7 protein-coding genes are annotated in these 16506 nt (G+C 42.2%); all 7 read right to left on the bottom strand.

Going from position 1 to position 16506, the window contains the following annotated elements:
• Window positions 1-54 precede the first annotated feature (54 nt).
• Window positions 55-549 carry a type VI secretion system tube protein Hcp gene (locus tag ABH008_RS05755; RefSeq protein WP_347988900.1) on the bottom strand — a complete coding sequence of 165 codons (495 nt, stop codon included), beginning with the start codon at window positions 547-549 and terminating at the stop codon, window positions 55-57.
• A 164-nt stretch (window positions 550-713) separates the two neighbouring features.
• Window positions 714-2204: a type VI secretion system contractile sheath large subunit gene (gene tssC, locus ABH008_RS05750; protein ID WP_347988899.1), complete on the bottom strand. Its 1491-nt coding sequence runs from the start codon at window positions 2202-2204 to the stop codon at window positions 714-716.
• Window positions 2205-2723 (bottom strand): type VI secretion system contractile sheath small subunit, encoded by a 519-nt coding sequence (tssB, locus tag ABH008_RS05745; RefSeq protein WP_347988898.1) that lies wholly within the window; start codon window positions 2721-2723, stop codon window positions 2205-2207.
• Between the two features lie 44 nt (window positions 2724-2767).
• Window positions 2768-3805 (bottom strand): type VI secretion system protein TssA, encoded by a 1038-nt coding sequence (tssA, locus tag ABH008_RS05740; RefSeq protein WP_347988897.1) that lies wholly within the window; start codon window positions 3803-3805, stop codon window positions 2768-2770.
• A 452-nt stretch (window positions 3806-4257) separates the two neighbouring features.
• Window positions 4258-6597, bottom strand: coding sequence for a CHAT domain-containing protein (locus ABH008_RS05735; protein ID WP_347988896.1), 2340 nt, complete (start codon window positions 6595-6597; stop codon window positions 4258-4260).
• Between the two features lie 10 nt (window positions 6598-6607).
• Window positions 6608-8386, bottom strand: coding sequence for a POTRA domain-containing protein (locus tag ABH008_RS05730; protein ID WP_347988895.1), 1779 nt, complete (start codon window positions 8384-8386; stop codon window positions 6608-6610).
• Window positions 8387-8432: 46 nt separating this feature from the next.
• Complete coding sequence (locus ABH008_RS05725) at window positions 8433-16463, bottom strand: hypothetical protein (RefSeq protein WP_347988894.1); 8031 nt, start codon at window positions 16461-16463, stop codon at window positions 8433-8435.
• Window positions 16464-16506 lie beyond the last annotated feature (43 nt).

Below are 16506 nucleotides of genomic sequence, written 5' to 3'. Positions count from 1 at the left end.
GTAATTGAACTGACAGGCTTAGAAGAAAGCCTGTCAGGTTTACATCATCACTTACTATTTAATTGCCGTAGTATAGGCGTTTGTTTTCAAATCATATCCTTTGAAAGCACCCGCTACGACGGTTTTGCCATCTTTGAAAGTACTGTATTTCATAACTAATTGGTTAAAATTGATAGAAACACTTTCTTGAGGCCTATCACCACCAGAAGACTGCGAATAGGAACTAACAATACACTCAGCAAGCTCAATTTCTAAATAAACCTGTGATTTAGCATCTGAACCACCCGTTTGTATAAAATGAATTTTGCCAGTGCCTAAACTTTTTCCACAAGTTGCCTGCGAAAACAAATCGACAGATGCTACGTCCATTGATTTCGTGAGGGTTACTTCTGAAAAAGACGGATTACTTGGGTCACGGTCTTTACCTTGACCACTAGCAGAAATGGCTCGACCTACGCCCCATTGCAGAGAGTCAACAGTAATCCAGTCAGTGTGAGCATCAACAGTGGAATCGCCTTTAATTTCTGTTGCAAAACTTAATAAAATCATAATGTTTCCTTATCAATAGTTGATTTCAAAATAAACAGGCACATTAGCCTGATAATTCACCTGCCCGGCAAGCCGGGCTTCAAAATATATAGTCACCTAGCAAAAATAACTTAAGGTGAATATTCAAATGCTTACTACAATTTACATAAAAACACAGTTTATTGCTATCCTTTCTGAGACGGTAACTTAGATGTCAATCGCAAAGAAACGGTCAACCCTTCCAGCTGATAATGCGGTCTCAGAAAAAATTTGGATTGATAATAGCCGGGGTTGCCTTCTACTTCTTCCACGACGACTTCAGCACCCGCCAATGGGCGAATAGCTTTATCTTGCTCTGAAGCAACTGCGGGATTTTGCAACACATATTGACTGATCCAGCTATTAAGCCAGACTTCCATATCATCTCTTTCTTTAAATGAACCTATTTTATCGCGAACCATACATTTTAAATAATGCGCGAAACGACAGGTAGCAAATAAATACGGTAAACGCGCGGCTAAATTGGCGTTAGCGGTCGCATCTGGATCTTCATATTCAGCAGGCTTTTGTAATGACTGAGCACCAATAAACGCTGCAAAATCAGTATTTTTCTTATGTATCAATGGCATAAAACCACTTTTTGCCAATTCAGCTTCACGCCTGTCGGTAATGGCAATTTCAGTTGGACATTTCATGTCCACCCCACCGTCATCGGTTGGGAAGCTATGAACTGGCAAACCTTCCACTGCACCACCCGACTCAATACCGCGTATGCGTGAACACCAACCATACATCTTAAATGAACGATTGATATTGACGGCCATAGCGTAAGCAGCGTTAGACCAAGTATAGTTACTGCTGCTAGCGCCAGAAGTGTCTTCTTCAAAATCAAACTCTTCTACCGGATCAGTTTTGGCTCCATAGGGTAAGCGACTTAAGAAACGCGGCATAGCCAAACCGAGATAACGAGAGTCTTCTGATTCGCGTAACGATTTCCAAGAAGCATATTCCGGTGTCTGGAATATTTTGGTCAAATCGCGCGGATTAGCTAACTCTGACCAGCTTTCCATTTGCAGAACGGTAGGTGCTACACCGGTAATGAAAGGCGTATGCGATGCTGCACTAATTTTAGACATTTCAGTCAATAATTCCACATCTGGCGGACTATGATCAAAATGATAATCACCAACCAAACAACCATAAGGTTCGCCACCAAAGGTACCAAATTCTTCTTCATACAATTTTTTGAAGAGTGGGCTTTGATCCCAAGCAGTACCTTTAAATTTTTTCAGGGTTTTGCCTAATTCGGATTTAGAAATATTCAAGACCCGAATTTTTAACATTTCATCAGTTTCGGTATTGTTAACCAGATAATGCAATCCTCGCCAAGCGCCTTCCAGCTTTTGGAAATCCGGGTTATGCAAAATCAGATTCAATTGTTCGGTAATTTTTTGATCTAAACCGGCAATAATCGCTTGTATAGTCTTAATAGCATCGTCAGAAACTTTGGAAACATCTTGTAAAGCATATTGAGCCAGCGTAGATACGGCGGAGGTAACCTGATTGGCTGCTTCTGTACCTGGCTTAAACTCCTTGGATAACAATGCAGAAAAATCATCATATTCAAGAGTTTGTGTTGCGCCTTGGCTGCTTTGGCTATCTAATTCGGCCATCATTTATTCTCCTGCCGAGTCTGCAGCATCAGCTGGTTTTGCCGAAGCCGCTAGGGTTTGTAATAAAGCGGGATCATTCACCAGTCTGGCAATCAGTTCTTCTGCGCCTGTTTTACCATCCATATAGGTAATCAGATTATTTAACTGAGTTCTGGCTTCCAGAATTTTATCCAAACCAGCTACTTTTTTAGCCACAGCAGCAGGTGAAAAATCATCCATGCTTTCAAAAGTAATATCAACATTTAGGTTACCCTCACCTGTTAATGTATTCTCTACTTGAAATGCAACTCTAGGCTTCATGGATTTTAGTCGGTCATTGAAGTTATCCACATCAATTTCCAATAATTTACGATCCGCAACAGGAGGAAGGGCTTCACTTGGCTTACCAGATAAATCAGACAATACCCCCATCACAAAAGGTAACTGTACTTTTTTTGCAGAACCATAGACTTCAACATCATATTCGATTTGAACGCGAGGCGCCCTATTTCGCTGAATAAACTTCTGACTACTATCAGCCATACTATTCTCCTGTACTTATAATTTGATAAAAAAAACCAACAACACTAATTGGATTCTGACTCAGGTCCTTTGATATTTTCAATTTGGTTTAACGCATCTGGCGCTAAATTCATAATTATTTCCATAAAATTGGCTACAGCAAGCTTTTTTGCCCGTTCCAACAAAATAGGCACCGGGCTAGACGGTTCATTTTCTGCATAATATTTACAAATTAAGTCGAGAGTTTTTATGACATCGCTTCTTGAGCTAATGTCACCAATACCCTTGTTTGCAGTTTTTCCTCGGCTTTGTGTTGTTGATGAATCATCACCAACTTCGTCCTGCTCTTTAGTGTTATTGTCATCAGCAGAACTTGCTTCCACAAATTGATCAAAGCTGAAATGCATTTCCTTAAGTAAGGATTTTAAAGCCTCTAAATTAACACCATTGCCAATGCCAGTAACATTATCAGCAACAATACTTTCAATCTGTTTGACTAATTGTTCTGAGTCAAGAATAGCCTGATAAAGAATTTGTAACTGTTCAGGATCATTATCATCGAAAACTGCTTTAATTACATTAACTTCAGGCTTGGTAATACCGGCAGGGACAGGCAATTTTTCATTGGCATACTGTATATCACGTAATGAAACACGTCCAATCGACTTCGATTCAACTAATATACACACCGACAAAGGATTGAGAATATATTCCCAACTACACAGTTCTTCAATAATATTAAGTCTTTGAGTGGGATCATTATCATCCGGATCCAACAAAGGGTAAACAACTGGCCAATAAGCTTTTAAAGTTTGTTCCAGTAAATTAAGCCCATCGCGCAACCCGCAGACACCTTCCAAAGGAATTAAGGCTCTGATTAAATATAGAATAACTTGTAAGTCTTTAGATTTTTTTAACAGGGTAACGGATTGTTTTTGAATTTCTCGCCAATTAGGTGGCTCAAATTTTTGCCCTGAAAACTGATCTTCAGGCGTACCCTGAATAGCTGTATTGAGTGCCAAACGACCACTATCGTACTCCAGGTCAGAGCCACAAGGTAAGTCGGAGCTAATTTCACTGGTTAATTCGGATATATCTGCCATGATGTTTCTTCTTATTTTTATCCAGTCTTAATTTTTGTCAAATTTCCTGCGCTTGGAATAGGCCGGAAAGCACTAACGTTTTTGTTGCTGGGAATAGCCTTTGAGTATTAAAACACTCAGTCGATCATCATTTCTTCATACTAAAATACATAGGTATTAATACCATAAAAACAGGATTTTTGTCTAGCTTTTGCTAGCAAAAGCTAGTATCTGATTTTCGCTATAAAGCAAAACCTTTTGCCTAACCTGATACTTACAACATTTGCCGTTCTAAAACAGATAGCTTGAGTATTATAAATCTTTCCACATAGAGAGTATCCCCCCAGAAACCAACCTTTGCTCGATTAAAAATATGGGTTATCAGCGATATTAACAACACAACTAATCCATACAACCTGAGCAGAAAATATGATTAACCCAAACCAACCGACTAATTAGCCACACATTAAAAGTTAACGCCAATTTCCAGTCAGAATAAAGGGTGACCAATAATAGGGATGTTTAAATTTAGGCGATTTAATCATTGCTACTTGTGCTTGCTGTAATGCTTGTGCTTTTGCCATAGATTTATTAACGCCCTGATAAAATAAAGTCATAAACTCCATAGCGCCTTCATCATCTATTGGCCATAAACTACCCAAAGCACTCTGAACATTGCTTTTAATTGCCATACCACTAAAGCCAAGCAACATTCTGTCATTACCTTGTGCCGTTTCACAAGCGCTTAAAGTTAACAAACTAATAGGACTATCTTGCAATTTATTTACACTTAAACTGGTTTGTAAATCTTCCAACGACAATATTTCATCGTAAGCCAGTATAAAACTATCTTTAGCATTATTTCCAAAAAAACCATGCGAAGCTATATGAACTTTCTCAAAATCTCCGGATTCGAGATACGACTTAAATGAAGAGCTTGTAAATTGACTATTCATCAGAATTTTGCTGGATTGTTGGGCAGACAAAACATCAATTTCTTTTTCAACACTGGGTAAACTTAAGTTTTCTGCCAATATGCCTCGCTGAGGGCGACTCGCAATGACAGATCTATTTTTGCTGGGCGACTCCGAATTTGTAATTTCAGCCACCACTTTTTTAGGTAATTTATCTATTGATGGACCATCCGCCACACTAAGACCGGCAAATAACTCCTGACTTGCAGCACTCACTTCCCGCAAATGCTGTAAATTTTGGAACGCCAAACTAGGCATAGTCACCACACCAAATTCTTCAACCACAAAGTGCTTACCATCATTAAAAGCCGCAAAGGGTATAGCACGCATATCTCGATCAGGCACATACACCAAAGTTTTGACCTGATCATTTTCTAATTGACTAAGCACAGGCTTAAGCAGCCATTCATAAAGCTTTTCGGCAGATTTACGAAAGGGCTTTCCGTTCTGTAAAGCTTGACCAAATAACTGTATCTGTTCTTTAACTTCACCAGCAGGAACATTGATGGTACGTCGAAAAATTTCCTGATCAGTTTTAATCACCACCTCAACTCTATCCGGTAACAGAATGGGATAGAAGATGGCAGCGTCCTGTAATGGCGTCGTCTTCCAATCTAAAGGCTTAATGGCATTAATGGCGCATTTCCCTAGAAAAAAATCTTGCATATCGGCTTCTTTAATCACTTCCATGTTACCAACTACCTTGTAGAGTATAGTGCGAACTGTCTCCTCATCCTTCCCATCTGCACTTTTTAACAGAAGATCTGCATAACCACGATGAATGGGGTCTATCATTACATTAATAGAAGACCGACCATCTGGCATGGTTAAAGGTAAATCTGCACGAATATCAAACAATTCATGTACCGCTAATTCATAAGCCGCTAAGGCATTCACATTATCGCCTTGCAAGCGCAGTAAATCGCCTTTTTGCGCATATAACTGGGCCAATAACTCTTTAGCTTTACTCTGCGTAGCTAGCTCAATCGCTTTATCCGTCAGAATCAAAGCATCTGCATTTTTGGCATTTATTCGGTATAAATGCGCCATACTGGCATAAGATTCTGCTCTGAATCTCTCCTGCCCCTGGTTAAGGGTATAGGCCAATAAAGAATTCAGCGTTTCGTAAACAGCGCCATTCAACAAGGCCCAAGTTTCTGATTGCAATGAATTCTTATCCAACCCTAGCGCATCCTGACTAAAGGCTAATTGTAATTTGGCCTTAACAAAATCATCGGCTAACGGCTGAAAACGCTTAGCAATGCTCAATAGAGAATGCGCTTTAATCTCATTTGATTGATCAGATAAGTTAATATTCAGCAATTCCAAACTTATTTGTAAAGCCTGATCATTGGTTACTTTTGCGGCTTTAAGCGCTTCTGAATAATAACCTGCAGCTTCTGCAACATCACCATCAGACTGCGCCATATTCCCTAAATACTCACCCGCCAATGCATGCAGATAAGGCAAGCCCTCTGCTGTTTTTTGATAGGCATCCAATAATTGTTTTTCTGCAGCTTCCTTTCGATTTAATAAAAATAAGTTATATCCTGAAGCTGTTTCTATTGCCGCTAAAACCGCCGACTCTAATGATGGGCTTTTATCAGCCAATTGCTTAGCCAAATCAAATTTTTTCTGTGCATCGAGTAAATTACCGGTACTTCTAAGACTTTCCCCTTCAGCTAACAAAGTTTTATAATCGTTTACAGACAAATTTTCTGTTTCAGACTCCAGAGCAGCATAACTCTGTGTCACATTGCCTAAAAACAAAACACTCATTAAAGCCAAATTTAGCAACTTCAATTTTTTCAGCTCCGATTTAAACAATGATTGACACATATTCAATTCCTTAAAAAGCGTTAACATTAACACGGAAGTGAATACCTTCGTCCTGTATGCTTTTAGTACTCGGCTTGGGTACTACCGAATTAAAAGCATGCCCCCAATAAAAATCGGTAGAGACTTGCTTGTATTGCCAATTAAAGCCAAGCCCGCTGGAAAACAGGTAATCAACAGGAGGGGAATTACCTGCATAAGCAACATTCCAACCACCTGCATAATCGATAAATGGCACCAAAAATAAATTATTTTTGTCGCTACTGGTACCACCATATAGCGGATATTTAATTTCCGCAGTCGTATTAAATCCATTATCGCGAATATATGAATTTTCTTGATAGCCGCGCGCGGTGTTTACGCCACCCACTGAAAATCGCTCTAAAGGTAACAAAGGTGAATTTGCTATTTGCACTGCTCCTCTTAGCACCAATTGCGTACCATTGTCCAAAATACGTTGATTAAACATGGACTGAGCTAACCAACTAAAAAACTCCCCACCCTGACCACCTAAGGGCTGATAGGTAGTTGCACCTAAAGCATTAATTCCAACGTTGAAAGTTGAATAAAAAGCAAAACCCGTTGATTCGACCCTATGCGTATACCGTTGGGAGACTCTTAACACTGTTACTTGTGTGTTACAGGAATGATCTCCATCAACACCCGTAAAAAGCGCACCTGAATCACAACGACCTGCAAGCAAGGTTTGGCTCTGACGAACAGCAAAATTCAAACCTAACTTTAGATTATCATTCAAGGTTCTGTAAATGGGATGTAAAATTCCACCATCAAACCCCGTAATCTGGCTCTGTAGATTCAAAGGATTACTCGCACGTTCTGTTAAACTACTATGTGTATCGCTATAACGAAAGCTTACGCGTGTATCCTGGGCAGTTATCGGCATAGTAATGCCCATGTTATAACCCAGCGCAGTACCATTAACGATAAATTGACCATCAATACGCTCACCCAGCGTCATCAAATTATCCACCCAGCCACCCATGCGTCCAGCATAAGAACCCACTGCGGGGGTTGAATAATCATCTGCACCTGCATAGGCCTGATAAGGTCTGTTACGCGTAACTTTAACATCCAAAACTGCTTCACCGGGGTGTACACCTGGCAATAAACTACCATTTAATTGCTGAATCAAAGGATCGGACAATAATTGTCGATAGCTGTTTTGTAGATTCTGAACATTTAAAGGATCACCACTCCCTTCCAGCAGACGGTCACGAATATAGCCTTCCCGTAAACGCTCCTGCCCCGATTGTCGAACTTCTGTCAATTTACCTTCAACCACAGTTAGGCTCAGCACTCCTTCTGCAACTGACTGGGTAGTTAACAATGCGCCCGAATTAATATAACCATGATCAATATAGTATTGCGTCGCTTTGCTGCGCATACTTTCTAAATCGACGGCAGATAAGGGTCTATTTAAGTAGGAAACTAGTAAATCCTGTAACTCCTCATTAGTGAACACCGTATTCCCAGTAAACACTACCTGTTTAAGCTGAATGGTTTTAGCGCCTTTTTCCTGATCGACATGCTTGGGCAAGGCGGGCAATTCAAACCCTTTACCTTTCTTTTCAGGCAAAGGCAGTAAATCGGGTATAGCTTGTTGGGTTTTAGTAGGATCATTACTAATGGCAGGCATACTGTCTTGCGCCACAAGTAATTCTGGAAACATGACAGAGAAACCAAATAAACAGATAAGTGCGTAATTAGCATTTCTATCCATTTGAAAATAAACAGTCCTACCAACTTTGCAATCACCTGACTTATGTTTCATTTTCATTTTTTATAAACTATAAAGAGACGTTTTATAATCCGCTAAATCACGCCTTTCCACAAGAAATTTTTGTGTAAGTATTATTAGCCAAATTATGACTGATAATCTGCGAAAGCATCGGACTTGTATTCTGTAAATTCTGCCCAGGTACTACTGAGAAAGGTAATATTTCCGCAAATACGGGTAACACACCATAACTATTCTTCATTTCCAAGCTACTACCACTGCCAGCTGAACAAGGATCTGTGGGTAGCGCTGGATATTCTTCTGGATGATTAACTACTGGCAATACTCCGGCAACAACTGTCGTTGAAAGTGGCGTTAAAAAACCAAAACCAACAAAAACAGTGTAATTCTCTAAGCCATTAGTTGAAGAGCCAGGGGGTAAATACAAAATATCTTGTTGCTGACTAGCCAATACCTGCTGTAAATAACCTAAATTTCCTTTCAAAACATTATTATTAGCATTACCGATAGTCACTCCATAATTGGATGAGCGCCCCCCAAACTGTCCTGCAGCAGAAAAATAATTTCCACCATTTACATCCAAGACAACTTTTAAGTTTGTAGGATTCGCTGGAATTAAAGGATTTGTAGAGACTGCTGCTGCAGTACCCAAGCCAACCGATCCCGCCGAAATAAACGAACTATCTTGCATTAACAAACCAATCGAATTATTAATTGCGGTGAGTTTCGGCAATAAAAGTGAATCAGAATCTATCTTGATAGAACCACCACTTTGGATTAAGGAATGGTTTACAACACGAATATTATCAGGAATAGCACTAAGGGCTTGACTAGCCACAACAATAGACATATTCCCAATGCTATTTAATGTACCATTATCCAATATTAACTGACTCGCGGGTGAACTGGAGATTTGATCGCCGACAATAATCGACAAATCACCAGCAGTTGATATGCTGCTTCCTGTATTTATATTCAGTTTACTGCCGGCTTTCTCGGGATCAATCGTTAATAACCCTAAACCATTATCTCTGATAGACCCATGATTCTTGATAGTCATATTATCAACAGAATCCACTTCAGCCTTATGAGTAATATCGTTTGATAAGATAATGGCACCGCCGTCTATTGTCATATCGCCATACGCCTTAATAACAACATCGGCGCTAGCATTTTCGGCATTGATTGTGCCCTTGTTAACTAAATTACCAACAATACCAGCACTGCCCGCCTGAACAATTTCTGATCCTGCAGCATTGAGAATTATTTGCCCGTAATTATTTATATCGGCTCCAGCAATTACGTTTCCGGTAATGGTAGCCGCAGAGTTGTTGGCAACAGAAGCAGAAGAGTTACCGTCCCAGCCATTATAAATGGTTCCCGCCTTTGCATAACTACCGATACCCGCTAAATTATACAAAGCTCCGCTAGTCGCATTAGCAAAACCGATGATGTTCGCCGAAGCATTATAATCTGCAGCTGTACCATATTTAGCCGTATTACCATCCCAACCATTATAGATATTACCAGCGGTGCTAGTAGCGCTGCCTCCAATGCTGGCTAAGTTATATAGGTTTCCACTTACCGTAGCATCAGTCATTATGAATGAGGAATGGTTATAATCAGCAGCCGTTTCGGTAGTGGTATTACCATCCCAACCGTTATAAATTGTCACAGCCTTGGCATCACTACCGATACCCGCCAGGTTATACAAAACACCACTATTAGCATGTGCAAAACCAACGATGTCCGCCGAAGCATTATAATCTGCAGCTGTACCATATTTAGCCGTATTACCATCCCAACCATTATAGATATTACCTGCCATGCTAGTAGCGCTGCCTCCCACACTGGCTAAGTTATATAGGTTGCCACTCGCTGTAACATCACTAACAATAAATGCAGTATAGTTGTAATCAGCAGTCGTTTCGGTTGAGGTATTGCCATCCCAACCGTTATAAATTCTTCCCGCCTTTGCATAAGTACCGATATTTGCTAAGTTATACAAAGCACCACTACCTGCATTCGCAAAACCAACTATATTTGCAGAAGTGTTATAATTAGCGACTGTACCGTATTTAGCTGTATTGCCATCCCAACCATTATAGATATTACCCACTGTACTGGTAGCGCTGCCGCCAACCCTGGCTAAATTATACAAACTCCCACTCACGGTAGCATCAGTGGTTATTTGTGCAGAATGGTTATAATCTGCAGCTGTTTCGGTAGAAGTATTGCCATCCCAGCCGTTATAAATTCTTCCAGCTTTGGCATATGTGCCGATATTTGCTAAGTTATACAAAGCACCACTACCTGCATTCGCAAAACCAACAATATTTGCTGAAGCGTTATAATTAGCGGCTGTACCGTATTTAGCTGTATTGCCATCCCAACCATTATAGATATTACCCGCTGTGCCAGTAGCGTTACCGCCAACACTGGCTAAGTTATATAAATTCCCACTCACGGTAGCATCAGTGGTTATTTGTGCAGAATGGTTATAATCTGCAGCTGTTTCGGTAGCAGCATTGCCATCCCAACCGTTATAGATTGTTACCGCTTTAGCATTAGTACCAATGCTGGCTAAATTATACAAAATACCGTTACCTGCATTTGCAAAACTGGTAATATTCGCAGAAGCATTATAATCTGCCGCCGTACCGTATTTAGCCGTATTACCATCCCATCCGTTATAGATGTTGCCTGTCAGGCTTGTAGCACTGCCGACACTCGCCAAGTTATATAAACTCTTACCGGCACTCGCATTTCCACTAATGCTGGCTGTACTTTGATAATTGCTGGCACCGTCCCAACCATTATATAAAAAGCCATTACTGGCTGTAGCTGTACCCTTTATGGTATTCAGGTTGGTTACATTCTGGCTGGCGGTCACATTACCCGTAATACCACTACTATTCGCGCTATTTAACACCGATCCATTATTAGCATTGACGGTGGCTATGATAGAACCGTTATTGATCAACGCATAACTACCGCTAGGATCACTTCCGTAGACATTCACTGTGTTGCCTGCGCCAGCTGTACCGATGGCACCATCATTAAGCAGATTGCTACCTGTCGTACTTAAACTATTGCCCGCCGTGGCACCGCCTTTAATTTGGGCGCCGCTATAAATAGTTGTACCATCCCAACCATTATACAAATTGCCGTTTGCTGCTTTCGCTGCGCTACTGGAGGCATTGGTTTGGGCATTGCCCGTTATACTGGCCACATTATACAAATTGGTGTTGGCGTTGGCACTTAAACCCGTACCGCTTACATAACCCGAAGTTGCGTTTCCACCAATACTGGCTGCGGTATTGTAGTCACTGCTGGTCGCACCTGTCGCAGTTCCATCCCAACCGTTATACAACACCCCACCTGCCTGAGCATTCCCAGTTATGTTGGCCAGATTGTATAAATTTCCATTGGCATTGGCTGTGCCTGAGATTTTGGCATTACTATTGTAATCTGTGCTGGATTTACCGGTACCATCCCAGCCATTATAGACATTGCCTGTCGTGCTGCTAGCACCGCCAACACTGGCTAAGTTATATAAACTCTTACCGGCACTCGCATTTCCACTAATGCTGGCTGTACTTTGATAATTGCTGGCACCGTCCCAACCATTATATAAAAAGCCATTACTGGCTGTAGCTGTACCCTTTATGGTATTCAGGTTGGTTACATTCTGGCTGGCTGTCACATTACCCGTAATACCACTACTATTCGCGCTATTTAACACCGATCCATTATTAGCATTGACGGAGGCTATGATAGAACCGTTATTGATCAACGCATAACTACCGCTAGGATCACTTCCGTAGACATTCACTGTGTTGCCTGCGCCAGCTGTACCGATGGCACCATCATTAAGCAGATTGCTACCTGTCGTACTTAAACTATTACCCGCCGTGGCACCGCCTTTAATTTGGGCGCTGCTATAAATAGTTGTACCATCCCAACCATTATACAAATTGCCGTTTGCTGCTTTCGCTGCGCTACTGGAGGCATTGGCTTGGGCATTGCCCGTTATACTGGCCACATTATACAAATTGGTGTTGGCGTTGGCACTTAAACCCGTACCGCTTACATAACCCGAAGTTGCGTTTCCACCAATACTGGCTGCGGTATTGTAGTCACTGCTGGTAGCACCTGTCGCAGTTCCATCCCAACCGTTATACAACACCCCACCTGCCTGAGCATTCCCAGTTATGTTGGCCAGATTGTATAAATTTTCATTGGCATTGGCTGTGCCTGAGATTTTGGCATTACTATTGTAATCTGTGCTGGATTTACCGGTACCATCCCAACCATTATAGACATTGCCTGTCGTGCTGCTAGCACCGCCAACACTGGCTAAGTTATATAAACTCTTACCGGCACTCGCATTTCCACTAATACTGGCTGTACTTTGATAATTGCTGGCACCATCCCAACCGTTATATAAAAAGCCGTTACTGGCTGTAGCCGTACCCTTTATGGTATTCAGGTTGGTTACATTCTGGCCGGCGATCACATTACCCGTAATACCACTACTATTCGCGCTATTTAACACCGATCCATTATTAGCATTGACGGTGGCTATGATAGAACCGTTATTGATCAAGGCATAACTACCGCTAGGATCACTTCCGTAGACATTCACTGTGTTGCCTGCGCCAGCTGTACCGATGGCACCATCATTAAGCAGATTGCTACCTGTCGTACTTAAACTATTGCCCGCCGTGGCACCGCCTTTAATTTGGGCGCCGCTATAAATAGTTGTACCATCCCAACCATTATACAAATTGCCGTTTGCTGCTTTCGCTGCGCTACTGGAGGCATTAGCTTGGGCATTGCCCGTTATACTGGCCACATTGTACAAATTGGTGTTGGCGTTGGCACTTAAACCCGTACCGCTTACATAACCCGAAGTTGCGTTTCCACCAATACTGGCTGCGGTATTGTAGTCACTGCTGGTAGCACCTGTCGCAGTTCCATCCCAACCGTTATACAACACCCCACCTGCCTGAGCATTCCCAGTTATGTTAGCCAGATTGTATAAATTTCCATTGGCATTGGCTGTGCCTGAGATTTTGGCATTACTATTGTAATCTGTGCTGGATTTACCGGTACCATCCCAGCCATTATAGACATTGCCTGTCGTGCTGCTAGCACCGCCAACACTGGCTAAGTTATATAAACTCTTACCGGCACTCGCATTTCCACTAATGCTGGCTGTACTTTGATAATTGCTGGCACCATCCCAACCGTTATATAAAAAGCCGTTACTGGCTGTAGCTGTACCCTTTATGGTATTCAGGTTGGTTACATTCTGGCTGGCGGTCACATTACCCGTAATACCACTACTATTCGCGCTATTTAACACCGATCCATTATTAGCATTGACGGAGGCTATGATAGAACCGTTATTGATCAACGCATAACTACCGCTAGGATCACTTCCGTAGACATTCACCGTGTTGCCTGCACCAGCTGTACCGATGGCACCATCATTAAGCAGATTGCTACCTGTCGTACTTAAACTATTGCCCGCCGTGGCACCGCCTTTAATTTGGGCGCCGCTATAAATAGTTGTACCATCCCAACCATTATACAAATTGCCGTTTGCTGCTTTCGCTGCGCTACTGGAGGCATTAGCTTGGGCATTGCCCGTTATACTGGCCACATTGTACAAATTGGTGTTGGCGTTGGCACTTAAACCCGTACCGCTTACATAACCCGAAGTTGCGTTTCCACCAATACTGGCTGCGGTATTGTAGTCACTGCTGGTAGCACCTGTCGCAGTTCCATCCCAACCGTTATACAACACCCCACCTGCCTGAGCATTCCCAGTTATGTTAGCCAGATTGTATAAATTTCCATTGGCATTGGCTGTGCCTGAGATTTTGGCATTACTATTGTAATCTGTGCTGGATTTACCGGTACCATCCCAGCCATTATAGACATTGCCTGTCGTGCTGCTAGCACCGCCAACACTGGCTAAGTTATATAAACTCTTACCGGCACTCGCATTTCCACTAATGCTGGCTGTACTTTGATAATTGCTGGCACCATCCCAACCGTTATATAAAAAGCCGTTACTGGCTGTAGCCGTACCCTTTATGGTATTCAGGTTGGTTACATTCTGGCCGGCGGTCACATTACCCGTAATACCACTACTATTCGCGCTATTTAACACCGATCCATTATTAGCATTGACGGTGGCTATGATAGAACCGTTATTGATCAAGGCATAACTGCCGCTAGGATCACTTCCGTAGACATTCACTGTGTTGCCTGCGCCAGCTGTACCGATGGCACCATCATTAAGCAGATTGCTACCTGTCGTACTTAAACTATTGCCCGCCGTGGCACCGCCTTTAATTTGGGCGCCGCTATAAATAGTTGTACCATCCCAACCATTATACAAATTGCCGTTTGCTGCTTTCGCTGCGCTACTGGAGGCATTGGCTTGGGCATTGCCCGTTATACTGGCCACATTATACAAATTGGTGTTGGCGTTGGCACTTAAACCCGTACCGCTTACATAACCCGAAGTTGCGTTTCCACTAATGCTAGCCGCGGTATTGTAATCCGCCTTGGTCGCACCTGTTGTCGCTCCATCCCAGCCGTTATACAACACCCCACCAGCCCGGGCATTACCGGCGATAGTATTCAAGTTAACTAAATTCTGGGTTGCTGTTACGTTATTGGCTGTGAGAGCGCCTGAATTATTAATAGTATCGGCTGAAATCTGATCATTGCTATTCCCTCCAGCACTGATAACATCAGTGCTGGTAACATTCAATTGTCCGACCACATTAACTGATAAAGCACCATTTTTATCGGTTTTGCTGATCAGATCATTACCTGCTAACGACAATCCACCTGACTGTACAGATACATTCAAAGCACCGCCACCGGTACTGGTGTCTTTAATAGCAGAGTGTGCAGTCATGGTAAGAGTGCTATTACCCGATGATGCATTACCTACATTAAGAGTACCGCTACTGGGCGAGGTACTACTGACATCGCTATGATAAATACCTCCTTGAGAACCATCAGCAATAACACCAATCTCCAGTTTTTTAGCTGCATTGATATTTGTCACCCCGGTAGATTGCTGATCAGTAATGACACCGCTAGTAGTACCGTTACCACTAAGAACCAAATTATTCTCTGCAATCACCTGCGATGCCGTAGTCAAACTGCCCTGACCAGCCAAGGTTAGTGAACCGTTATTATTAATAATAAGATCACCATTATTACTAATCGGCACACCATTAGCATCGACTGCAGTTGCATTGATTCGCGCAGCTACCGTAACGTCTGAGCCAGTTAAGGTGGTTGTAGTATTACCCGTAGTTGTAGAAGAGACGATATTGATTGTCGTACCTTCGATGTCAATGGTAGCAGAACCACCACTAGCGGTAACGGTGCTTGCCGACACAGTCACGCCTGCCGTTATCGAACTAGCATCCAAAGTAACGCCATACGTTGTACCTGGCGTTTGCTCGCCGCCTGTACCCGAAAAACCAAATGAACTGGGGTCAGTTGCCGACAAAGTACTGCCTGAATTATTTGTTGAAATAACCGCTGGACCAAAAACAGTCTTGCCAGACCCATTAATTTCATTCGCATTACTGACATGAAATGCGCCGGGTACATCAATGGTTACATTATGACCGAACACCACCCCGTTAGCGTTGAAAAGCCAAAAATTGGCATGACTACTGATACCTGCACCACTAAACGCTATAGCTCCATCAATATAAGATTCACCTTTACTGACCAGTGCACTGGCAATGGCGTTATCATTCAATCCACTGTCGCGAACGAGAACATTATTGACACTATTTGCGGCACAGTTAGTACAGGTAAATGTACCCGTATCACCGCTACCTAACTGAAATGCGGATAAACCATAAAAAGCATTTCCGCCGGCATGTTGACTACCCGCATCTATAGTTGCAGAATTCTGATGACCACCCGTAACTGTTGTTCCAAAACCATTTTCAGCCTGTATATTGGTATTTGGATTGCTCTGGGTTTCCAAGGTATAGCTGGCTAATACCGCACTGATGGCGAATTTAAGCAGCGACTTTTCTTTTAATTTAAATTCCATAGTACACTCTGTTTTGGCCAACACTATGCAATTAGTTAACTTT

The organism is Methylomonas sp. AM2-LC (assembly GCF_039904985.1).
Classification (GTDB): Bacteria; Pseudomonadota; Gammaproteobacteria; order Methylococcales; family Methylomonadaceae; genus Methylomonas.
Note: the sequence above shows the minus strand (reverse complement) of the source record. Positions and strands in the feature narration are given on the sequence as shown.